Consider the following 21,108-nt stretch of genomic DNA (forward strand, 5'->3'; position numbering starts at 1 on the left):
TCATTCTAAGGAAAGATAATCGAAGATCTTGCGCAGCAAGGGATGGCCGAAGTCCAGGGTGCCGTCGGCGCCGGCTTGCAGCACGCCGCTGGCGCACGCCCGCCGCGCCGCCTCGGCCAGGGCGGCAGGGGTTTCGCCCAGCAGCGCGGCCAACTGGCCCAGCGTGGGCGCCGCGCTGCGCCGCGCCACGGCGCGCAACAGCTTGCGGTCCAGGTGCAGGCCGTCGAGCCGTGCCAGCACCGTCACCAGCAGGGCCAGCGCGACGCCGGCTGCGTGCCGGTGGTGCGCCAGCTCCACCGCGAACAGGGGGACGCCGGCGGCGTCGGCCACGATCTGCTGTACCTGGGCCGCAGGAACCGTTTCGGCGGCGCCATCCGGGGCCGCGCCGTGCAGCGGATCCGGCATGCCGTCCCGCGCGCCGTCCCGCGCCAGCACCGCGCGCACCAGGGCGGCAACGTCCTTGCCGGCCAAGCGCCGCAGCACCAGCGCGGACGCGTCCGGGCCGGCTTGCGCGCTCTCGGCCAGCGGGCGGCCCGACAGTATCACCAGCGCGCCGCCCCGCGCCGCCACACGCGCCCCTTCCAGCACGGCGGCGCGGCAATCCGGCGCCAGGAAATGCACGTCGTCGACGATGGCCAGCGTGGGCCGGGCGGCGCCGGCCTGCGCACGCAGCAGCGCCAGGATCTCGGCGCGGTCGCCGTCCGCGCCGGCCTGCGCACGCGCCGCGTCGGGCCGGACGCGGTGCCAGGCCACCTTGCCGCCCAGGCCGGCGCAGCGTTCGGCGGCGGCCTGGCACAGCCGCGATTTGCCCATGCCGCTCTCGCCTTCGAGCAGCAGCAAGTGGCCGGCGCCAGCTGCCGCCTGGCGCAGGTGGCGCTCCAGCGTCTTGAGTTCGGCTGAGCGTCCCACCAGCGGATACACGGCGCGCTCGCCGCGCCAATCCATGCGCGCCAGCCCGGCAAAGCCGGCCGCGCCGGCCTCGAACAGCGCTGTCCCGCCCACCCCGAGCGCCGCCATCAGCGCCTGTGCGGGACGGGCCAGCGTCAGCTGTCCGGCGGCCGCGCGCGCCTGCAGCTCGCGCGCCTGGCCGATCGCGGTGCTGACGATGGCTTCGCCGGACCAGCCGCCGTGGCGCAGCATGCTGGCCACCACGATGCCGGCGGCCAGGCCGCCGCGCAACTGCCCGGCCAGCGCCGGCGTCTCCGCCAGCAGGCTGGCGTGCAGCCGCTGCGCGCAATGCAGCGCCCGCACGACGTCGCGCTCGCCGACCTGGTGCAAGCCGAAAATCAAATCGCCCGCCTGGTCGCGCCTGGCCAGGAACACGGCGTCCAGCTCGCAGGCCAGCGCGGCCAGCAACTCGTGCAGCCGGCGCACCGACGCCGCACCGGCTTGCGCCGGCAAGCCCAGGCTGAGCACGACGCAAGGCCGCCGCTCGAGCGCCCCTTCGGCGGCGGCCGGATCGTACTGCCCGCCCTGCGCTGTCTGTACCGGCTGCGGGCCCAGAGCCGCCGGGGCATCCAGCGCCAGTCCGCGCGAGACGGCCATGGTGCGGTTGCTGACTTTCAAGCGCTTGAACAGCGTGACCACATGCTGCTTCACCGTGCCCACGCCGATGCCCAGTTCGCGCGCGATTTCCTTGTTGACCTTGCCGGCCCGCAGCAAGTCCATGATTTGCCGCTGGCGCGGTGTCAGCTCGTCGGCCGAGGTGACGGCGGCCTCCGCCGGCGCCGCCTGTGCCGGCTGGGCGGCCGGGCTGCGGCGGACGGCCTGGGTGCTCATCATCGCGCTCCGGCCACGTCGATCACCGGGCGGCACGCGAAACGCTGCTCGCGCAGCCGCGCGCACGCGTTTTCGGCTTCGGTGTCGCTGTCGAAATCCCCTAGCAAGGCGCGCAAGCCAACCGCGCCGCCCTCTCCCTCCAGCCGCTGGCGCGCCACCACGCGGCGCTCGGCCATCAGGTCGGGGAAGCGCGCTTGCAGCGTGCGCCAGGTCTCGGCGATTGCCGCCGCGTCGGTTTTTCCGCCCAATTCAAGCTGCCAGGCGCCCGGGCCGGGGGCCGGTGCGGTCGTCTGCACCGTGCCGTCCTGGTCCACGGCCGGCGCCTTCGGGCGCTTGCCCTGGCCCGGCAGCGGCGCACCCACCGCCACCCCGCCGCCGAGGGCGGAGAACAGGTTGACCAGGTGGCGGTAGCGTTGCAGTTCAAGGTTGTGCTGTTCGTCGATGTTGCGGTGGTAGGTACGCTCGGTATCGAGCAGCAGCAGATGGTCGATGGCGCCGGCCTGGTAGGATTCACGGCTGTAGTTCCACGCCCGCCGCGCCGCGCCCGCCGCCTCGCGCTGCGCCGCCAGGCGCGCGCGGCTCAGGCGGATGCCGCCCAGCGCATCCTCCACTTCACGCACCGCGCCGTGAATGGTGCGGGCATAGCCCTCCACCAGTTCCTGCTGCATGGCCTGGGCGTAGTCGATCTCACGCTCGCGGCGGCCATGGTCGAAGATGGTGGCGGCCAAGCCTGCGATGGCGTTCCAGAACAAGGTCTGCGGCTCGAACAGGCGCGAGAACGACTGGCTGCCATAGCCGGCCTGCGCCGACAGGTCCAGCGCCGGCAGCAGCCGCGTGCGCGCCACGTCCAGATCGGCGTCGGCGGCCAGCAGGCGCGCCTCGGCCCCACGGATGTCCGGGCGCCGCAGCAACAGCGCCGACGGCACGCCGGGCGCAACGCCCGGATAGGACAGACCCGCCAGGCCGCGCCCGTACAGCCGCAGTTCGCCCGGCCGGGCGCCCAGCAGCAGCGTCAGGTTGCTCAGCGCTTCGTCGCGCTGCTGCTCAAGCGCAGGCAGCGTGGCTTTCACCGCGTAGACCGCGGCGCGCTGCTGTTCCAGGTCGATCAGCGTCGCATCGCCCCGCTCCAGGCGGCCCTGGACCGCGGCCAGCATGCCGGAAACGGCGATGTCGGTTTCCGTGGCCACCAGCAGGCGCTCCTGGAAGGACAGGTAGTCGAGATAGCTGCCCACCACGCTGGAGACCAGGTTGCGCTGCACGTCGTCGCGCTGGAAGGTGGCGCGCCACTGCTGCATCTGGGCCGAGTCGAACTGGGCGTTGCGCTCGCCCCACAGGTCGACGCGCCAGTCGGCCCGCAAAGCCGCCTGCGATACGCTGCGGGCCGGGGTGCGGGAATTGGGAACGCCGCCGCCGACGTCACCGGCGGCCGCCTCGCGGCGCTTCTGCAGCGTGCCGGCGACGACCGGGAAACGGTCGGCGTCGGCCTGGCCGGCGCGCGCCTCGGCCTGCCGCACCCGCAGGGCGGCAATGCGCAATTCGGGGTTGCCTGCCAGCGCGCGTTCGACCAGGGTGTTGAGTTCGACGCTGCCCAGCAGGCGCCACCACTGCGGCAAGGCCTGTTCCAGCGCCTGCGCACCGGCCGCGGGCGCAGCGGGAAGCCCCGCCGGCTGCCCGCCCTGCTCGGCGGCTTGTTTCAGGGTCTGCTGGAACGCGACCGGCAATGGCACTTCGACTACATCATGGCGGCCGCGCTGGGAAGCGCAGCCCGCCAGCGCGCCCAGCGCCAGCGCCGAGGCCAGCAGCCGGCAAGCAGCGCCGGAAACGCCGCGCGGCGCGGGAGCCGCCACGGCGGAAGCGGACGCCAAACGGCGCGCTTGTGGGAATTCAATCATGAGGCCTGTCCAGAGTGTCGCTGCCCGGACCGCCCCGGCCGGGAAGCGGCCGAGCGTCCAAATGCTTGCGCTAGGCAACTAAAGGTGACGTAATGCAAAAATGTTACCATGCTGTGAGCGCTATCCAAAGGGCAAACCCGCTCTCCGGCCCATCTGGCGCCCAATTGTTACATTCATGAGACATCCACCGCGTCCAGGACATCACCCCCCGCCGTTTCCATCCGGACGCCACCCGTTCACTGTTGCTGCATCGCTTGTCTTACGCGCAGCGCATGGGGGCCGTCCCCTTGGGCTCGTTGCGCGTGCTTGCGGTTGAGACGTGTTCCAGTTTGTGCAGGAAAACCACCATACGTCGGGGAAAAACTGAGCCCGGACATGCAACAATGTGTGTATTTGTTTCCTATCACAAGCCCTATATTTGATATGGGAGGCCAACAGTTCCGCCGCTTGCTTTTTCGGCGGCGGAAAAGGCATTCAACGTTACCAATCACTATTAGGAGGAGCTGAACTATGGGCTACAGAGATGACTTTTATAAAATTGAAAATATCATTGGGATCACAGGGCCGATAGAGTCACTTCCAAGTGTATATTTCCAGGACAAAAAGACAGGCGAGTTCGGACACATCACCCAGATTCATGGTTGCGACTGGAATCAGGGCAGATCCACCGTCCAGACAGACCCGGGATATCAGATACTGAACGCGTGCGGAGGAGGTTGTAGTTGCAAACGTGCTGCGGCCCATGAATACAACGGCCAGGGACGCTGCTTTCATCCCAGCAGGTCGCTATTCGTAGCGAGCGGCGCTCTCTCTAAAGAAAAGATGGAAGTTGTGGCCCAAGCCATATGGCGGTGCCCACTTGAGAAAACCGACCCTTTGGACGACCGCGAGCGCGATATGCAAGACATCATCTATACGGACATGTGGCGCGACGCGCATCAAAAGGGGCCGGGCGGCAGGCGAAATGCCATAGATTACACAGGCCAGAGATTAGCCAATCCACTTTTGAAAATCGTTCATCCCACACGAGTGTAGATCGCTGCGCCGCATCGCAGAGGATCGCAGGCCGGCCTTGGACAGCCTCTTCGTCTATAATGTGCGCAGCACGCGGGGACTGTTCCCGCGCGCTCAACCGTTCATAGATGTCATCGATGTCCTTTGACTTAAAAAAAGCACTTCCGAAGCCAGGCAACCGCTTTGCGCTCCCCACCCTGCATGGTTCTGCCGACGCCTACGCCCTGGCGCAGGCCGCGCTTGAGCTGAAGTCGCGCGGCCAGATGCTGGCCGTGATCGTCGCCAACGCCAGCGACGGCCAGCGCCTGCTCGACGAGCTGCCCTGGTTTGCCAACAACGCGCTGCGCTGCCATTTGCTGCCGGACTGGGAAACCCTGCCCTACGACGCCTTCTCGCCGCACCAGGACCTGGTGTCCGAGCGCCTGGCCACGCTGCACGAAATCCAGACCGGTCAGTGCGACGTGATGCTGGTGCCTGCCACCACCGCGCTGGTGCGCATGGCGCCGCCGTCCTTCCTGGCGGCCTACACCTTCTTCTTCAAGAAGGGCGAAACGCTGGACGAGGCGCAACTGAAGAGCCAGCTGACCCTGGCCGGCTACACCCACGTTGCGCAAGTGATGTCGCCCGGCGAATACTCGGTGCGCGGCGGCCTGATCGACCTGTTCCCGATGGGCTCCGCCCTGCCCTACCGCCTGGACCTGTTCGGCGACACCATCGAAACCATCCGCACCTTCGACGCCGACACCCAGCGCTCGCTGTACCCGGTCAACGAGGTGCGCCTGCTGCCGGGCCGCGAATTCCCGATGGACGAGGCGGCGCGCACCACCTTCCGCAGCCGCTGGCGCGAGCAGTTCGAGGGCGACCCCTCGCGCACCGTCGTCTACAAGGACATCAGCAGCGGCATCGCCTCGGCCGGCATCGAGTACTACCTGCCGCTGTTCTTCGACGAGACGGCCACGCTGTTCGACTACCTGCCCGAGGGCTCGACCCTGGCCATGGTGGGCGACATCGACGCGGCCATCAAACGCTTCTGGCTTGACACCCAGTCGCGCTACCGTTTCCTGAAGTCGGACCGCGAGCGCCCCATCCTGGCGCCGGAAGCCATCTTCCTCGGCGACGAGCAGTTCTTCACGCTGGCCAAGGCGCACGCCCGCCTGAGCCTCACGCGTGAGGATTTAGGCCAGGCCTCCGAGCTGTCCGCCTCCGTGCCCAACATCGCCGTCAACCGCCACCTGGAAGACCCGCTGACCAATCTGCGCGCCTACCTGCTGCAGTCCGGCCGCCGTGTGATGGTCTGTGCCGAAACGAACGGCCGCCGCGAAACGCTGCAGCAGTATTTCGGCGAATTCGACCTGGCGCTGACGCCGGTCGAAGGCCTCGAAGGCTTCCTGCAATCGGACGCGAAGCTGATGCTGGGCGTGGCCCCGCTGCACGCCGGCTTCGAATGGTCGGCCGACAAGACGCAGTTGGTGTTCATCACCGAAACCGAGCTGTATGCGGGTTCCGGCCGCCGCGTTGGCAAGAAAAAGCAGGAAGGCGTCACCCAGGTCGAATCCATGGTGCGCGACCTGTCGGAGCTGAAGATCGGCGATCCGGTGGTGCACATCAACCACGGCATCGGGCGCTACATGGGTCTGACCAGCATGGACCTGGGAGAAGGGGAAACCGAATTCCTGCACCTGGAATACGCCAAGGACACCAAGCTGTACGTGCCGGTGTCGCAGTTGCACGTGATTTCGCGCTACTCGGGCGCTTCGCCGGACGACGCGCCGCTGCACTCGCTCGGCTCCGGCCAGTGGGAAAAAGCCAAGCGCAAGGCGGCCGAACAGGTGCGCGACACCGCCGCCGAGCTGCTCAACCTGTACGCCCGCCGCGCGCTGCGCCAGGGCCACGCCTTCGAATACTCGGCGCAGGACTACGAGCGCTTCGCCGACAGCTTCGGCTTCGACGAGACGCCAGACCAGGCGGCCGCCATCGGCAATGTGCTGAAGGATATGACGTCCGGCAAGCCGATGGACCGCCTGGTGTGCGGCGACGTCGGATTCGGCAAGACAGAGGTGGCCCTGCGCGCCGCCTTCATCGCCGTCATGGGCGGCAAGCAGGTCGCCATCCTCGCGCCGACCACCCTGCTGGCCGAGCAGCACGCGCAGACCTTCGCCGACCGCTTCGCCGACTGGCCGGTGCGCATCGCCGAATTGTCGCGCTTCCGCACCGGCAAGGAGATCGCGCAGGCGATCAAGGGCATGGAAGACGGCACGCTGGACATCATCATCGGCACCCACAAGCTGCTGTCGGACGACGTGAAATTCACCCGGCTGGGCCTCGTCATCATCGACGAGGAGCACCGTTTCGGCGTGCGCCAGAAGGAAGCGCTGAAATCGCTGCGCGCCGAAGTGGACGTGCTGACCTTGACCGCGACGCCCATCCCGCGCACGCTGGGCATGGCGCTCGAAGGCCTGCGCGACTTCTCCATCATCGCCACCGCGCCGCAAAAGCGCCTGGCGATCAAGACTTTCGTGCGCAGCGAGAACGAAGGCATCATCCGCGAAGCCTGCCTGCGCGAGCTCAAACGCGGCGGCCAGGTCTACTTCCTGCACAACGAAGTCGAGACCATCCAGAACCGCCTGGCCGCGCTCACCGAGCTGCTGCCGGAGGCGCGTATCGCCGTGGCGCACGGACAGATGCACGAGCGCGACCTGGAAAAGGTGATGCGCGACTTCGTGGCGCAGCGCTACAACATCCTGCTGTGCACCACGATTATCGAAACCGGCATCGACGTGCCGACCGCGAACACCATCATCATGCACCGCGCCGACAAGTTCGGCCTGGCGCAGCTGCACCAGCTGCGCGGCCGCGTCGGCCGGTCGCACCACCAGGCCTACGCCTATCTGCTGGTGAACGACGTGCAAAGCCTGAGCAAGCAGGCCCAGCGCCGGCTGGACGCGATCCAGCAGATGGAAGAACTGGGCAGCGGCTTCTACCTGGCCATGCACGACCTGGAAATCCGGGGCGCCGGCGAAGTGCTGGGCGAGAACCAGTCCGGCGAGATGCTGGAGATCGGCTTCCAGCTCTACACCGACATGCTGAACGAGGCGGTGCGCTCGCTGAAGGCTGGTAAGGAGCCGGACCTGGCGGCGCCGCTGGCGACCACCACCGAGATCAACCTGCACGTGCCCGCCCTGCTGCCGGCCGATTTCTGCGGCGACGTGCACGAGCGCCTGTCCATCTACAAGCGCCTGGCCAACTGCGCCACGCAGGACAAGATCGACGACCTGCAGGAAGAGATGATAGACCGCTTCGGCAAGTTGCCGGACCCCGCCAAGGCGCTGGTCGAGACGCACCGCCTGCGCATCGCCGCCACCACGGTGGGCATCATCAAGATCGACGCGCACAGCGAGGCGGCCACGCTGCAGTTCATGGCCAAGCCGCCGATCGACCCGATGCGCATCATCACCCTGATCCAGAAGAACAAGCAGATCAAGCTCAATGGACAGGACAAACTGAAAATCACCGCCAACATGCCCGACCTGTCGGCGCGTGTCACGCAAATCAAGACCGCAATTAAACAACTGGTAGCCTGATGAAGAACGCAAACGATTACACGATGAACCTGGTGCTGCAAGGCGTGGGCGACTGCATGGCGCGCCTGGAGCGCATCGCCGCGCTGACCGCGCCGCAACGCATACTCCGCATCGCCGACAACGCCATCCGCTGCGAAGGCATTACCTATTCCATCGCCCTGCGCCAGACCATCGAAGTGGCGGCGCACGCCGCGCAGCTGGACGCCACCTATATGATGGGCGTGCACAAGCTGGACGAATTCAAGCTGGTGGCGATGGACATGGATTCGACGCTGATCACCATCGAATGCATCGACGAGATCGCCGACATGCAGGGCTTGAAGCCGCAAGTGTCCGAGATCACCGAAGCGGCGATGCGCGGCGAGCTCGATTTCTCGGCCAGCCTGCGCGCGCGCGTGGCCCTGCTCAAGGGGCTGGACGCGTCGGCGCTCGAGCGCGTCTACAATGAACGGCTGCAGTTGTCGCCGGGCGCTGAGATCATGCTGGCGGTGGTCAAGAAGGCCGGCTTGAAGACGCTGCTGGTGTCGGGCGGTTTCACCTTCTTCACCGCGCGCCTGAAAGAGCGCCTGGGCCTGGACTACACGCTGGCCAACGAACTGGAAGTCGTCGACGGCAAGCTGACCGGCCAGGTGCTGGGCGAGATCGTCGACGCGGAAGTGAAGAAGCGCACCGTGGAGCACGTGTGCGCATCGATGGGCATCACCACGGGCGAAGCCATCGTCATGGGCGACGGCGCCAACGATTTGAAAATGATGAGCGTTGCCGGCCTGTCGGTCGCCTTCCGCGCCAAGCCGGTGGTGCGCGAGCAAGCCAACGTCGCCCTCAACTTCGTGGGCTTGGACGGGATTCTCAACCTGCTGACCTGACTCTCAGGCGGCCTGGCGCGTCCATTCTTCGGGCATGGCATGCAGGTCGCAGTTGCGGCCGGACTTGGCCACCTGTCCCGGCACATCGTGCCCCAGCAACGCCGGCAGGCCGCGCGACAGCGCGATCAACCTGGGCAGGTCGATGCCGGTGGCGATGCCCATCTCGGCGCACATATTGACCAGGTCTTCCGTGCAGATATTGCCGGAGGCGCCGGGCGCGAACGGGCAGCCGCCCAAACCGCCCAGCGCGGCGTCGAAGCGCTGCGCGCCGGCTTCATACCCGGCCAGCACGTTCACCAGCCCCAGGCCCCGTGTGTTGTGGAAGTGCAGCGTCAGCGCCGACGCGGGCAAGCGCGCGCGCACGCGCCGCACCAGGCGCGCTACCTGGCGCGGCTGCGCCATCCCGGTGGTATCGGCCAGCGTGATGCCGGTGATGCCCATGGCGAGGTAGCGGTCCACCAGCGCCACCACGCGGTCTTCGTGGATCGGCCCTTCGAAGGGGCAGCCGAAGGCTGTCGCCACGCTGCCGTTCAGCCGCACGCGGCTGCCCGCGTGGCGCGCGATGTCGGCGAACGCCGCCAGCGACTGTTCGCAGTCCATGCGCATATTGGCTCGGTTGTGCGACTGGCTGACCGACATCACCAAATTGAGCTCGTCGGCGCCGGCCTTCATGGCGCGCTGGGCGCCCTTCAGGTTCGGCACCAGCGCCACGTAAATCACGCCGGGCCGACGGCGCATGCGCGCGAACACATCTTCGCCGTCGCGCAGCGCCGGTACCGCTTCGGGCGACACGAAGGAACCGGCTTCGATGCGCGAGAAGCCCGCGCCGGACAATGCGTCGATCAGCGCCACCTTGTCATCGGTCGGCAGCCACACCGGCTCGATCTGCAAGCCATCGCGCGGGGATACTTCCTGGATCACCATGTACTCGCCGTTCATTGCACCACGCCCTCTTTTTTATGCGTTGAATGATGCCTGTCAGGATAGAGAACAGCGGCAACAGCGTCCAACCGTAAGAATTCAAGCAATGTTCGCGAAACACGAACGCTCGGGGCAGGACGGCGCCAGTTCGGCCTTTAAGCCCCGCTGCGCAAGTGCTCGAACAGCGCCTGCGTGACAGGCGATAGCGCGTGCGGATCGCGCACCACGATTTTCAGTTCGCGCTGCGCCCAAGGGTCCTCCAGCTCGACCGACACCAGCCCCAGCGGCTTGCCGATGGCCTGGAACACTTCGCGCGGGATCACGCCCAGCCCCATGCCCACCTGCGCCATGCGGCACACGGCGTCGAAGCCCGGCACCTGGATGCGCACCTGCAGCACGCGCCCGGCCTCGCGCGCGGCCAGGTGCATGCGCGAATTGATGGAACTGTTCACGTGCAGGCCGACGTGGTCGCAATCGAGCGTGGCCGCGAAAGGCGCGCTGGCGCGCGCAGCCAGCGCATGGTCGGCGCGCATGACCAGCACCAGCGCGTCGCGCCGGTAGAGTTCCGCGTGCAGATCGCGCGTATCGACATCGCCCGAACAGATGCCGATATCGGCCCAGCTGTCCTCGACGCCGCGCACCACGCTGTCGCTGGGGCGCTCTTCCAGGTCCAGCTTGACCTGCTCGTGCAATTGCAGAAATGCGCGCAAGTCCTCCGGCAGGAACTCGACGATGGCAGACAGGTTGGCCACCATGCGCACGTAGCCACGGACGCCCTGCGCGTGCTCGGCCAGTTCGATGCCGATCTTCTCCACGCTGAGCAGCAGGCGGCGCGCGTGGGTCAGCAGCGTGTGGCCCGCCGGCGTCAGCTCCATGCCGCGCGCCTTGCGGGCAAACAGCGCCACGCCTACCGCCTGCTCCAGGTCGACCAGGCGCTTGCTGGCGGCCGACACCGCGATCGCCTCGCGCTCGGCGGCGCGCGTGAGCGTGCCCTCCTCCTGCACCGCGAGGAAGAGCTGCAGGGTAGTCAGGTCCAGCTTGCGGAGGAGATTGATGATGGCCATGGCGCCCACTTTAACAGCCGCGCCAAAAAGGTGAAAGAATTGCTACAATTGAATTATTGACCTAGCAAGGAGCAACCATGGCAAGCGATCTCGTTTTAGACTCCCGGCTGGAATCGGCCAAGAACACGGCCTGGTGGCTGTATCTGCTGCACGGCGTCGCCTTCGTATTCTCGGCCGGCACGCTGTCGCTGCTGGTGCTGATCATCAATTACGTGCAGCGCCCGTCCACCGAGGGCACTTTTGTGTACAGCCACCACAGCTGGCAGATCCGCACCTTCTGGTGGTATCTGGTCTGGTTCGTGGTGGGCTGGATCCTGGCCGCAACCTTTATCGGCATCGTCGTCGCCGTGCCGGTCTGGATCGCCGCCTGGCTGTGGTCCGCCTACCGCCTGATCAAAGGCATCATGGACCTGAACGCCAACCAGGCCATGCCTTAAGCACCTATGCCGACTTTACTGAAGACCCAGGCCCTGCTGCTGGCAGCCGGTATCGCTGCCGCCCACGCGCACGCCGAAACGGTGCTGTGCCCCGCGGCCATCCTCGCCACCTCCACCGCAGCCTCGTCCAGCGACTGGGAGGCCGTGCCGGGCACGGGACAGCACAAGCTGGAGAACGCCAGGCTCTATTCCGGTCATCCCAGCGAGGAAGTTCCCCTGGCGCCCGACGAATCACCAAAAGGGAAGCCACTGGTGGCGCGCTGGCGTCTGGAACTGGACCCGAAGCATGAATACTGGGTCGCCTGCACTTACCGCGGCACTCCTGTGGTGCTGGCAAAGCAACTGGACCGCAAGCTGTCGCAGTGCCTGATCCAGTACCGGCGCGCCGCCGGGCCGCCTCCGGGCCGCATACAGGAAATCAACTGCAGCTGAAGAGGAGATCGGCATGTCGGTCGCCGAGCGGATATTCGAACACAACCACCGGTTCAGGGCGGCCGACAACACGGACCTTGACCTGAAGATGACGGAGATGCGCAAGCACGTGTTTCCGTTCTACCGTGCCACCGCCCATCTGTTCTACCCGGACATGGCCATGCTGCCCCCTTCGCGCTACACGAACGAGCATACCGCGCGGACCTGGCTCGCTGGCGACGCCCACCTCGCCAATTTCTGCGCCATGCGCGACGCTGGCGGCACAGAAGTATTCGCGGTCTGCGACTTCGACGAGGGCTATCCCGGGCCATACGTCTGGGATGTGCGCCGCCTGGCGGTGAGCTTGCTGCTGGCCGACTATGGCACGGACGTGCCGCCGGCGCAGCGCAACGAGGCTGTCGCCGCCATGGCGGGCGCCTACCTGGAGCGCATGGCAGCGTTCAAAGGCAACGACAGCGAACTAAGATTCCAGCTCACTGCGGACAACACGCGCGGCATCGTACGGAAGACCATCCAGAAGGCCGCCAGTGCGGATCGCGCCGATTTCCTGCGCAAGTGCATGGAAAAGAAGACCGGACCGGTGAGCAGCGGCACGCGTGCGGCGGTGCTGGCGGCGATGCCGGAATATGTCCGCTCGATCGCGCCGCCCAAGCGCAAGCCCGACCGCTACTACAAGGTGCTGGACGTGCGCCAGCGCTTCGGCGCCGGCATGGGCAGCCTGGGCAAGCTGCGCTACTACGCCTTGCTGGAAGGCCCGACCGGGGCGCAGCAGGAGAACGTGATCCTGGAACTGAAGCAGGCCATTCCCAGCAGCGTTGCGCTGGCCGGCGGCGACGCGCTGCCACCGTCTTTCTACGGCGGCCATGAAGGCCACCGCATCGCACGCGCGCAAAAAGCGCTGCAGCTCAACGCCGATCCATTGACCGGCTACACCAGCATCGCAGGCCTGCATTTCCACGTCCACGAAAAAGCGCCCACCGACAAGGACTTCAAGCCCGAAGACATCGACACGCCGGACGAGTTGAACACGGCGGCGGCGTTTCTCGGCATGGCGCTGGCCGCCGCCCACGCACGGGCGGACGAAGACTACGACGACACCGTGGTCAGCATCAGCATCGACAAGCGGATCACGGAAGCCGTCACCAGCCGGGCCGGCTTCAGCACCGAACTGACGGACTTCGCCAACGACTACGCGGCGCGGGTGCGCCTCGACTGGCAAGCCTTCAGCGCCGCGCTGGACCAGGGCGTGCCGATGTACTGAACGGTAAGTTGATTTTCGGCAATGCAAACTCAGCCACACAGTCCTACCATCGGCTCTTGGAAACTATCGGGAGGCGACATGAAGCATGCTCTGAGATTGCTGTGCCTGGCGCTGGCATGCGGAACCGCGCGGGCAGGAACGGAAGAGATAGTATGCCCGGCGGCCATCCTGGGCGCGACCACCGTGACGACGGCGGATGGATGGGAAGCCGTGGGCGGCGCGGCGGAATACAAGCTGGAGCATGCCCAGGTGTATTCCGGACATCCCAGCGACGAAGTGCCGCTGACGCCGGAGGAGCGGTCGAAAGGCGAGGATCTGATCGCGCAGTGGCGGCTCAAGCCCGAGCAGGCCGAATTCTGGATCGGCTGCGCCTACCGCGACACCACCGTGGTCCTGGCCCGCAAGCTCGACGCCCGCCTGTCGCAATGCGTGGCCCGCTATGCCCTGAGCGGCCCCCTGCCGCCGGGCCATTTGCAATCGCTGACCTGCTCTTGATGATTGCAGCGAACCGGCAGGCACCGCGCTTACAGCTTCGCCAGCGCCTGGGCGATGTCGGCGATCAGGTCGTCCGGATCTTCCAGACCGATGTTGAAGCGCACCAGGATGCCGCCGCCGTGCGGCCAGCTGTGGCGCATGGCCTGGATGCGGTATGGCACCGCCAGGCTGTTGGCGCCGCCCCAGCTGTAGCCGATGCCGAACAGCTTCAGTTCGTCGACAAAGCGGTCGGTCTGCTCTTCCGTGTAGCGCGCGTCGAACAGCACCGAGAACAGGCCGCCGGCGCCGCTGAAGTCGCGCTTCCACGTTTCGTGGCCGGGACAGTCCTCCAGTGCCGGGTGCAGCACCTTGGTGATCTCCGGCCGCGTTTTCAGCCACGCCGCCACCTTGCGCGCGCCCCTGTCGTGCGCGTCGAAGCGCAGCTTCATGGTCGGCAGGCCGCGCAGCACCAGATAGGTGTCGTCGGCGCCCACGCCCATGCCCAGGCGCATATGCGCTTGCGCGATGCGGTCGTGCACCGCACGGTCGCGCGTGATGACGGCACCCATCAGCACATCGGAACCGCCGGACTGGTATTTGGTCAGCGCCTGCATCACCACGTCCACGCCCAGGTCGAAGCCGCGCAGCGCCAGGCCGGCGGCCCAGGTGTTGTCCAGTGCGACCAGCACGCCTTTGTCGTGCGCCGCCGCGCAGATGGCCCGCAGGTCCGGCACTTCCATCGACACCGAGCCCGGCGCCTCGGTCCAGACCAGTTTCGTGTTCGGCTGGATCAGCTCCGCGATGCCGGCACCGACCAGCGGATCGTAATAGCGCGCGCTGACGCCGAAGTCGGCCAGCCAGCGACCCAGTTCGCGGTTCGGGTTGTAGACGTTATCGGGCAGCAGCACGTCGTCGCCGCTTTTCAGCAGCGCGAAGTCGATCATGGCGATGGCCGCCAAGCCGCTGGGCGCCAGCAGGCAGTGCAGGCCGCCTTCGATCTCGGCCAGGCGCGCTTCCAGCGTGAAGGTGGTCGGCGTGCCGTGCAGGCCGTAGGTATAGGCGTTCTTCTCGCGCCACTCGCCCGAGCGCAGCGCCGCCACGTTCTTGAACAGCACCGTCGATGCGTGGTGGATGGCGGTCGGGAAGGCCGCGAAGCCGGACGGCGCCTCGTAGTCGGTGTGGATCAGGGCGGTCTGCTGGGATTTTGTATTGGTCATGGGCTCTGAATGAAAAAAGGCGGACCGCCTGTGCGCGTCCGCCTTCGATTGTACCGGGATTGCTTACGCATCGCCCCACAGGTCGTGCGCGTCGGCCTTGGTGATTTCAACGTCGAAGAATTCGCCCACTTTGAGCTTCTTGTGCGGCTCGTACGGCTTCTTCACGTAGACCACGCCGTCGATTTCCGGCGCATCGGCGGCGGAACGGCCGATGGCGCCGCTCGGGGTCAGCTCGTCGATCAGCACGCGCACGGTCTTGCCGACCTTGGCTTGCAGGCGCTTGCGCGAGATCTCTTCCTGCAGCAGCATCACGCGGCCGCGGCGCTCTTCGCGCAGTTCTTCCGGCACCGGATTGTCCAGCGCGTTCGCAGTCGCGCCTTCGACAGGCGAATAGGCGAAGCAGCCCAGGCGGTCGATCTGCGCCTCCTTCAGGAAGTCCAGCAGGTACTCGAATTCCGCTTCCGTCTCGCCGGGGAAGCCGGCGATGAAGGTCGAGCGTATGGTCAGCTCCGGGTTCATCGCGCGCCAGGCCAGGATGCGGTCCAGGTTTTTCTCGCCGCTGGCCGGACGCTTCATGCGCTTGAGCACATCGGGGTGCGCGTGCTGCATCGGGATGTCCAGGTAGGGCAGCACGTGGCCGCCACTCATCAAAGGAATCACCTGGTCCACGTGCGGGTAAGGATAGACATAGTGCAGGCGCACCCAGGCGCCGTAGGACTTGGCCAGCTCGCCCAGCGCCTCGGTCAGCTGCGTCATGTGGGTCTTGAGCGGACGGCCGTTCCAGAAGCCCATGCGGAATTTGACGTCCACGCCGTAGGCCGAGGTGTCCTGCGAGATGACCAGCAGTTCCTTCACGCCGGACTTGAACAGGTTCTCCGCTTCGAGCATCAGTTCGGCGATGGGACGCGACACCAGGTCGCCGCGCATCGACGGGATGATGCAGAAGCTGCAGCGGTGGTTGCAGCCCTCGGAAATTTTCAGGTAGGCATAATGCTTCGGCGTCAGCTTGACGCCCTGCGGCGGCAGCAGGTCGATGAAGGGCTCGTGCGGTTTCGGCAGGTGCAGGTGGACCGAGGCCATCACCTCGCCCAGCGCGTGCGGGCCGGTCACGGCCAGCACTTTCGGGTGGATGGTCTTGATCATGTCGTTGCCGTCGCCGTCCTTCTTGGCGCCGAGGCAGCCGGTCACGATCACTTTGCCGTTTTCGGCCAGCGCTTCGCCGATGGCGTCCAGCGATTCCTGGACGGCCGCGTCGATGAAGCCGCAGGTGTTGACGATCACCAGGTCGGCGCCGTCGTACGATTTGGCGGTCTCGTAACCCTCGGCGCGCAGCTGGGTCAGGATTTGTTCGGAGTCGACCAGCGCTTTCGGGCAGCCGAGCGACACGAATCCGACTTTGGGAGCGGTGCCGGCGGGTGCCGCTGCGGTGGCAGCCTTGGGAATACGGGAGATTTCTTGCATGATGTGGGGTGCGGTAAAGGTTCAAGCCAATCGGCAATTATAACCGATAGACCGCCCTACCCGCACCCCGGGGGGATTACTTCTTGTCGGTGGGGGGCACCGGCATGACGAAGGGGAAAGCGCCGAACAGGGATTTGCTCTGGTTCTGCATCTGCTCCTGCATCTGCACGAACAGGCTCTTGCTCTGGTCGATATAGTTGTTCATCATGCCCTGCATCATCGGGCCCTGCACGTTCATGAACTGGGTCCACATTTCAGGGCTGAACGGTTTGCCGTCCAGTGAGGCACCGGTGAACTTGCGCTGGATGTCGGTGAAGGCGTCGACGTTCTTTTCCAGGTAGGAACCCATCATGCCCTGCATCGCGTGGCCGTAGTAGCGGATGATCTGCGCCAGCACATTGGTCGAGAACATCGGCACGCCGCTGGCCTCCTCTTCCAGGATGATTTGCAGCAGGATGGCGCGGGTCAGATCCTCGTTCGATTTAGCGTCGACGACCGTGAATTCCTCGTTATCGAGCACCAGTTGCTTGACGTCGGTTAAGGTAATGTAGGAACTGGTCTGCGTGTCGTAAAGACGGCGATTCGGGTATTTCTTGATCAAGCGTTCCGCACTTTTTTTTGCACTACTCATCTCAAGTCCACTTATTGCGCCGCAGCGCATACTTTGTTAATCCGAAAAAAAAGCGAACCAGGTTCGCTTTTCCACAAGCCTTATCTGCCTATTATAGAGTGAAAAAAACTCACCAGCACGTCCGGCGATATAACTTTCGTGTTTTATTGCAACGCAACCAAGCCGACCTGGTTGCGTTATCACTTGCTCAGTCCGCTTTTGCTTTCACATAGCGGCCCGGTGCGGGTTCGATCGGCCGGTATGCGGCGTTGCCGGGCTGGGCGGGTGCCGGCACATCCTTGCCGCCATTCTCGGCCAGGAAGCTGGCCCATTCCGGCCACCAGCTGCCGGCATGCTCGCTGGCGCCGGCCAGCCACGCTTCCGCGTCGGGGCGCTTGGCCTTGGCGGTTTTCGGCGTGGCCTCGTCATTGATCCAGTAGCTGCGCTTCTTCTTCGAAGCCGGATTGATGACGCCTGCGATGTGGCCGGAGGCGCCCAGCACGAAGCGGTTGGCCTTCGGCTTTTTCGGGTTCAGGATGTCCAGCGAGCTGTAAGCCGAGGTCCACGGCACGATATGGTCTTCGCGCGAAGCGTAGACGAAGGCCGGCGCGTCGATTGCCGACAAATCCACCCGTTCGCCCGCCACGCTCAGCTTGCCCGGCACTTTGAGGCTGTTTTCCAGGTAGGTGTTGCGCAGATACCAGCAGAACATCGGGCCCGGCAGGTTGGTGCCGTCCGCGTTCCAGTACAGCAGGTCGAACGGCACCGGCTCGTTGCCCTTCAGATAGTTCGACTGCACGTAGTTCCACACCAGGTCGTTCGGGCGCAGGCTGGAGAAGGTCGTGGCCAGGTCGCGGCCCAGCATCAGGCCGCCCGCTTTCAGGGACTGCTCGCGCAGCGCGACCTGGGTCTCGTCGACGAAGACGTTGAGCACGCCGGTGTCGGCGAAGTCCAGGAAGGTGGTCAGCAAGGTCAGGCTGGAGGCCGGCTGCCGGCCGCGCGCGGCCAGCACGGCCAGCGCGGTGCTGACCAGGGTGCCGCCGACGCAGAAGCCGAAGGCATTCATTTTTTCCTGGCCGCTGATCTCCTGCACCACGCCGACGGCGTTGATGACGCCGCGCTCGACGTAATCGTCCCACGTAACCTTGGACATGGACTGGTCCGGGTTGCGCCAGGACACCAGGAAGACGGTGTTGCCCTGCTCCACCGCGTAGCGCACCACCGAATTTTCCGGCTGCAAGTCCAGGATGTAGAACTTGTTGATGCAAGGCGGCACCATCAGCAGCGGACGCTCGTGCACGGTACTGGTGGTGGGCGTGTACTGGATCAGCTGGAACAGGTCGTTCTCGTAGACCACCTGGCCCGGCGTGGTGGCCAGGTTGCGGCCCACCTCGAATGCGGACTCGTCGGACAGCGAAATATGGCCCTTCTGCATGTCGGCCAGCATATTCGTCAGGCCCTTGGTCAGGCTTTCGCCCTTGCTTTCAACCAGTTTTTGCTGCGCTTCGGGGTTGGTGGCCAGGAAGTTGGCGGGCGACATCGCGTCCACCAGTTGCTGCACGGCGAAGCGGATTTTCTGCTTTTGCTGCGGCGCGGACTCGATGGCGTCTGCCATGGCGGTCAAAAACTTGGCGTTGAGCAGGTATGATGCGGCATTGAAAGCGCTTACCGGATTGCTTTGCCAGGCGGCCGACGAGAAGCGGCGGTCGCTCAGCGACGGCGTCTTGCCGGCCATGGTGTCCTGCCACAGCGCGCCAAATTGCTGGAGGTAATCGTTTTTCAGTTGCTCGATCGTGTCCGGCTTGATGGTGGCGCCAGCTTCGCCCAGCATGGCGCTGACTGGATTGGACTGCGCGTCCGGTACCATGTTGAACCAGGATTGCCATTGGCCGGGATCGCTGAATTGCGACATCCAGTTGGTGGCAAAGGCTTGAGGATCGGGCAATTTCATGTTTGAGTCCATAAAAAGAGTGTTAACCGAGACTGCTTATGCTGATTGTCGCTGTCGCTTGGATCTACGTCGTCGTGCTGATGGCTTTCACCGAGCCCACCTTCGTTGCCGGGATTATGACCTTTTTGCTGTATTGCGTGTTGCCATTAGGGATACTATTTTACTTAACAGGATCGGGTAGGCGCAAACGCAAGCGTGCGGCGGCCGAACAGGCCAGCCGCGGACAGGCACCCGAAGCCTAAGCCTGCGCCGCCGCATTTCATTTGATCCAGATCAAACTTGCCTGCCGTCCGGTGACGCCGTCGCGCCGGTAGGAATAGAAGCGGCCGGAGTTCGATACCGTGCAGTATTCTCCACCCGCGATGTTGGTGACGCCGTCGCGCCGCAGGACGCTGCGGGCCAGCGCGTACAGGTCCGCCAGATATTTGCCGGGTTTGCCCGCGATGGGGACGACTGCCGCCCGCACTTCCTTCTCGGCCTGCTCGTCCGGGGCCCACTTGAGGAAGGCTTGCAGCACGTCGTTGCCGACCTCGAAACGCACCGGACCGATGGCCACGCCCAGCCAGGCCATGATCTCGCCGGCCCCGGCTTCGCGCATGGCGCGCGTCGTTTCCTGCAGCACGCCGTCCGCCAAGCCGCGCCAGCCGGCGTGCGCGGCGCCCACCACGGTGCCTGTGGTGTCGCAGAACAGCACCGGCAGGCAGTCCGCCGTGAGGACGGCGCACACCGTGTTGCGCATGCGCGCAATACTCGCGTCCGCCGTCGGCACCGAGTCGGGCCGCACCTTGCCGGCATCCACCACGGCCACCCCGTGCACCTGGTTCAACCAGAGCGGCTGGTCCGGCAAATGGGCCGCCAGCAGCGCGCGGTTGCGCGCCACATTGTGCGGCTGGTCGCCGACGTGGATGCCCAGGTTCAAGCCTCCGCCACCCTGGCCGTCGTCATAGGGCGCGGGGCTGACGCCGCCGCGCCGCGTAGTGGCGAGCGCGCCGATATTCGCTGGCAGGCCGGGCCAGTATGGCTCCAGCCATTGCTGGACTTGCCTGGATTGCGTCATCAGTCGTCGTCGCCGTAGTCGAAGTCGTCTTCCTCGTAGTCGTCCTCGATATCGCCGCCCACATCGTTCAGGCCGGGGTTATGGATGCCGACCTGCTCCAGCAGGGCCGCGAAATCGTGCGCCAGCGGCACGCGCCATTCGCACGCCTCGCCGGTGGCCGGGTGGTTCAGGCCCAGGCGGCGCGCCTGCAGCGCCTGGCGCGGGAAGAAGTGCGTCAGGTGCGGCTTGCCGTACACATAGTCGCCGATCAGCGGGAAGCCCAGATGGGCCATGTGGACGCGGATCTGGTGGGTGCGGCCGGTGGACAGGCGGCACTGCACCAGGCTGACCGGACGGCCCTCGAGTACGCCCGATTCGATGCGCTCGTAGTGCGTGATGGCCGGCTTGGCGCCCAGGCCAGTCGACACCGCCATCTTGACGCGGTCTTTCGGGTGGCGGCCCATGGGCAGGTTGATAGTGCCGCCGGACTGCGGCGTGCCCCAGACCAGGCACCAGTACTCGCGCTTGACGGTGCGCGCCTGCAGCTGGCGCACCAGGTCGGTCTGCGAGGCCAGCGTCTTGCCGACCACCATCAGGCCGCTGGTGTCCTTGTCCAGGCGGTGCACGATGCCGGCGCGCGGCACGCCTATCAGTTGCGGGCAATGGTGCAGCAGGCCGTTCAGCAGCGTGCCGCTCCAGTTGCCGTTGCCGGGGTGAACCACCAGGCCGGCCGCTTTGTTGACCACGATTAAGTGTTCGTCTTCATAGACGATGTCGAGTACCATCTCCTCCGGCTTGTAGGCCTCGGTTTCCTGGTCGGGTTGCGGCAGGATGACGATTTTTTCATCACCATACACGGTGGCCTTGGTCTTGGAGGTCTTGCCGTCCACGGTAACGAAGCCATCCTCGATCCACATCTGCAAGCGGCCGCGCGAATACTGCGGCACCAGCTTGGAGATGACTTTATCGAGGCGTTCGCCGCACGCTTCGGGGCTCAGTTCCAGTACGATAGGGGCCAGCGCGTCGTGCGCCTCCTCGTCGCCCAGGAACTCCGCATCAAAGTCGGCGTCTATTTCGTTATTAGTTAAAATCACAGCATTCCCATCGGCTAT

General features: G+C 65.6%; 18 protein-coding genes. 8 read left to right on the top strand and 10 right to left on the bottom strand.

Going from position 1 to position 21,108, the window contains the following annotated elements:
• Positions 1 to 1,782: a LuxR C-terminal-related transcriptional regulator gene (locus tag ACSQ8Y_RS11225; protein ID WP_436266544.1), complete on the bottom strand. Its 1,782-nt coding sequence runs from the start codon at positions 1,780 to 1,782 to the stop codon at positions 1 to 3.
• The gene (locus tag ACSQ8Y_RS11230; protein ID WP_436266545.1) at positions 1,779 to 3,671 is read right to left on the bottom strand and encodes an efflux transporter outer membrane subunit; all 1,893 of its coding nucleotides are present in this window, start codon (positions 3,669 to 3,671) and stop codon (positions 1,779 to 1,781) included. Before ACSQ8Y_RS11230 ends, ACSQ8Y_RS11225 begins: the two co-directional genes overlap by 4 nt.
• Before the next feature lie 510 nt (positions 3,672 to 4,181).
• Between ACSQ8Y_RS11230 and ACSQ8Y_RS11235 the strand changes: the two genes are divergently transcribed.
• The 3 genes from ACSQ8Y_RS11235 to serB all read left to right on the top strand — a co-directional run bounded on the left by ACSQ8Y_RS11235 (position 4,182) and on the right by serB (position 9,132).
• Positions 4,182 to 4,706: a hypothetical protein gene (locus ACSQ8Y_RS11235; protein WP_436266546.1), complete on the top strand. Its 525-nt coding sequence runs from the start codon at positions 4,182 to 4,184 to the stop codon at positions 4,704 to 4,706.
• A gap of 116 nt (positions 4,707 to 4,822) precedes the next feature.
• Positions 4,823 to 8,266, top strand: a complete 3,444-nt coding sequence (mfd, locus tag ACSQ8Y_RS11240; RefSeq protein ID WP_436266547.1) for a transcription-repair coupling factor — start codon at positions 4,823 to 4,825, stop codon at positions 8,264 to 8,266.
• Positions 8,266 to 9,132 carry a phosphoserine phosphatase SerB gene (serB, locus tag ACSQ8Y_RS11245; protein WP_436266548.1) on the top strand — a complete coding sequence of 289 codons (867 nt, stop codon included), beginning with the start codon at positions 8,266 to 8,268 and terminating at the stop codon, positions 9,130 to 9,132. The genes mfd and serB overlap by 1 nt, the downstream gene beginning before the upstream one ends.
• A 3-nt stretch (positions 9,133 to 9,135) precedes the next feature.
• Here the strand turns inward: serB and ACSQ8Y_RS11250 are convergent, their stop codons facing one another.
• Together ACSQ8Y_RS11250 and ACSQ8Y_RS11255 are read right to left on the bottom strand one after the other, a co-directional pair.
• Positions 9,136 to 10,071: a hydroxymethylglutaryl-CoA lyase gene (locus ACSQ8Y_RS11250; protein WP_436266549.1), complete on the bottom strand. Its 936-nt coding sequence runs from the start codon at positions 10,069 to 10,071 to the stop codon at positions 9,136 to 9,138.
• A 137-nt stretch (positions 10,072 to 10,208) separates the two neighbouring features.
• On the bottom strand, positions 10,209 to 11,117 hold the full coding sequence (locus ACSQ8Y_RS11255) for a LysR substrate-binding domain-containing protein (RefSeq protein ID WP_436266550.1): 909 nt from the start codon (positions 11,115 to 11,117) through the stop codon (positions 10,209 to 10,211).
• Positions 11,118 to 11,194: 77 nt separating this feature from the next.
• Between ACSQ8Y_RS11255 and ACSQ8Y_RS11260 the strand changes: the two genes are divergently transcribed.
• The 4 genes from ACSQ8Y_RS11260 to ACSQ8Y_RS11275 all read left to right on the top strand — a co-directional run bounded on the left by ACSQ8Y_RS11260 (position 11,195) and on the right by ACSQ8Y_RS11275 (position 13,742).
• Positions 11,195 to 11,554, top strand: a complete 360-nt coding sequence (locus ACSQ8Y_RS11260) for a DUF4870 family protein (RefSeq protein ID WP_436266551.1) — start codon at positions 11,195 to 11,197, stop codon at positions 11,552 to 11,554.
• Between the two features lie 6 nt (positions 11,555 to 11,560).
• Positions 11,561 to 11,986, top strand: coding sequence for an STY0301 family protein (locus tag ACSQ8Y_RS11265; protein WP_436266552.1), 426 nt, complete (start codon positions 11,561 to 11,563; stop codon positions 11,984 to 11,986).
• A gap of 13 nt (positions 11,987 to 11,999) precedes the next feature.
• Positions 12,000 to 13,247, top strand: coding sequence for a DUF2252 domain-containing protein (locus ACSQ8Y_RS11270; protein ID WP_436266553.1), 1,248 nt, complete (start codon positions 12,000 to 12,002; stop codon positions 13,245 to 13,247).
• 78 nt (positions 13,248 to 13,325) lie between these two features.
• On the top strand, positions 13,326 to 13,742 hold the full coding sequence (locus ACSQ8Y_RS11275) for an STY0301 family protein (protein ID WP_436266554.1): 417 nt from the start codon (positions 13,326 to 13,328) through the stop codon (positions 13,740 to 13,742).
• A 29-nt stretch (positions 13,743 to 13,771) separates the two neighbouring features.
• Here the strand turns inward: ACSQ8Y_RS11275 and ACSQ8Y_RS11280 are convergent, their stop codons facing one another.
• From ACSQ8Y_RS11280 to phaC, 4 genes are all read right to left on the bottom strand, one after another.
• Complete coding sequence (locus tag ACSQ8Y_RS11280) at positions 13,772 to 14,938, bottom strand: cystathionine beta-lyase (RefSeq protein ID WP_436266555.1); 1,167 nt, start codon at positions 14,936 to 14,938, stop codon at positions 13,772 to 13,774.
• 63 nt (positions 14,939 to 15,001) lie between these two features.
• Entirely contained in the window at positions 15,002 to 16,399 is a 1,398-nt protein-coding gene (rimO, locus tag ACSQ8Y_RS11285) for a 30S ribosomal protein S12 methylthiotransferase RimO (RefSeq protein WP_436266556.1), read from the bottom strand.
• A 76-nt stretch (positions 16,400 to 16,475) separates the two neighbouring features.
• A complete protein-coding gene (gene phaR / locus ACSQ8Y_RS11290; protein ID WP_436266557.1) occupies positions 16,476 to 17,030 on the bottom strand; it encodes a polyhydroxyalkanoate synthesis repressor PhaR in 555 nt (184 codons plus the stop codon).
• 187 nt (positions 17,031 to 17,217) lie between these two features.
• The gene (phaC, locus tag ACSQ8Y_RS11295) at positions 17,218 to 18,960 is read right to left on the bottom strand and encodes a class I poly(R)-hydroxyalkanoic acid synthase (protein WP_436266558.1); all 1,743 of its coding nucleotides are present in this window, start codon (positions 18,958 to 18,960) and stop codon (positions 17,218 to 17,220) included.
• Between the two features lie 38 nt (positions 18,961 to 18,998).
• Between phaC and ACSQ8Y_RS11300 the strand changes: the two genes are divergently transcribed.
• Positions 18,999 to 19,202 (top strand): hypothetical protein, encoded by a 204-nt coding sequence (locus tag ACSQ8Y_RS11300; protein ID WP_436266559.1) that lies wholly within the window; start codon positions 18,999 to 19,001, stop codon positions 19,200 to 19,202.
• A gap of 17 nt (positions 19,203 to 19,219) precedes the next feature.
• On the opposite strand, the gene pgeF is transcribed toward ACSQ8Y_RS11300, so the two are convergent.
• Together pgeF and ACSQ8Y_RS11310 are read right to left on the bottom strand one after the other, a co-directional pair.
• Positions 19,220 to 20,017 carry a peptidoglycan editing factor PgeF gene (gene pgeF, locus ACSQ8Y_RS11305; RefSeq protein WP_436266560.1) on the bottom strand — a complete coding sequence of 266 codons (798 nt, stop codon included), beginning with the start codon at positions 20,015 to 20,017 and terminating at the stop codon, positions 19,220 to 19,222.
• On the bottom strand, positions 20,017 to 21,090 hold the full coding sequence (locus ACSQ8Y_RS11310) for an RluA family pseudouridine synthase (protein WP_436266561.1): 1,074 nt from the start codon (positions 21,088 to 21,090) through the stop codon (positions 20,017 to 20,019). Before ACSQ8Y_RS11310 ends, pgeF begins: the two co-directional genes overlap by 1 nt.
• Positions 21,091 to 21,108 lie beyond the last annotated feature (18 nt).

Origin of the sequence: Pseudoduganella sp. LjRoot289 (assembly GCF_964252925.1) — a bacterium.
Lineage (GTDB): Bacteria > Pseudomonadota > Gammaproteobacteria > Burkholderiales > Burkholderiaceae_D > Rugamonas.

Coding starts and splice junctions, on each gene's coding strand:
- rimO (WP_436266556.1), bottom strand. CDS start 16,399: ATGCAAGAAATCTCCCGTATTCCCAAGGCTGCCACCGCAGCGGCACCC.
- ACSQ8Y_RS11225 (WP_436266544.1), bottom strand. CDS start 1,782: ATGATGAGCACCCAGGCCGTCCGCCGCAGCCCGGCCGCCCAGCCGGCA.
- ACSQ8Y_RS11260 (WP_436266551.1), top strand. CDS start 11,195: ATGGCAAGCGATCTCGTTTTAGACTCCCGGCTGGAATCGGCCAAGAAC.
- phaR (WP_436266557.1), bottom strand. CDS start 17,030: ATGAGTAGTGCAAAAAAAAGTGCGGAACGCTTGATCAAGAAATACCCG.
- ACSQ8Y_RS11275 (WP_436266554.1), top strand. CDS start 13,326: ATGAAGCATGCTCTGAGATTGCTGTGCCTGGCGCTGGCATGCGGAACC.
- ACSQ8Y_RS11250 (WP_436266549.1), bottom strand. CDS start 10,071: ATGAACGGCGAGTACATGGTGATCCAGGAAGTATCCCCGCGCGATGGC.
- ACSQ8Y_RS11300 (WP_436266559.1), top strand. CDS start 18,999: ATGCTGATTGTCGCTGTCGCTTGGATCTACGTCGTCGTGCTGATGGCT.
- ACSQ8Y_RS11265 (WP_436266552.1), top strand. CDS start 11,561: ATGCCGACTTTACTGAAGACCCAGGCCCTGCTGCTGGCAGCCGGTATC.
- ACSQ8Y_RS11255 (WP_436266550.1), bottom strand. CDS start 11,117: ATGGCCATCATCAATCTCCTCCGCAAGCTGGACCTGACTACCCTGCAG.
- mfd (WP_436266547.1), top strand. CDS start 4,823: ATGTCCTTTGACTTAAAAAAAGCACTTCCGAAGCCAGGCAACCGCTTT.
- phaC (WP_436266558.1), bottom strand. CDS start 18,960: ATGAAATTGCCCGATCCTCAAGCCTTTGCCACCAACTGGATGTCGCAA.
- pgeF (WP_436266560.1), bottom strand. CDS start 20,017: ATGACGCAATCCAGGCAAGTCCAGCAATGGCTGGAGCCATACTGGCCC.
- ACSQ8Y_RS11270 (WP_436266553.1), top strand. CDS start 12,000: ATGTCGGTCGCCGAGCGGATATTCGAACACAACCACCGGTTCAGGGCG.
- serB (WP_436266548.1), top strand. CDS start 8,266: ATGAAGAACGCAAACGATTACACGATGAACCTGGTGCTGCAAGGCGTG.
- ACSQ8Y_RS11230 (WP_436266545.1), bottom strand. CDS start 3,671: ATGATTGAATTCCCACAAGCGCGCCGTTTGGCGTCCGCTTCCGCCGTG.
- ACSQ8Y_RS11280 (WP_436266555.1), bottom strand. CDS start 14,938: ATGACCAATACAAAATCCCAGCAGACCGCCCTGATCCACACCGACTAC.
- ACSQ8Y_RS11235 (WP_436266546.1), top strand. CDS start 4,182: ATGGGCTACAGAGATGACTTTTATAAAATTGAAAATATCATTGGGATC.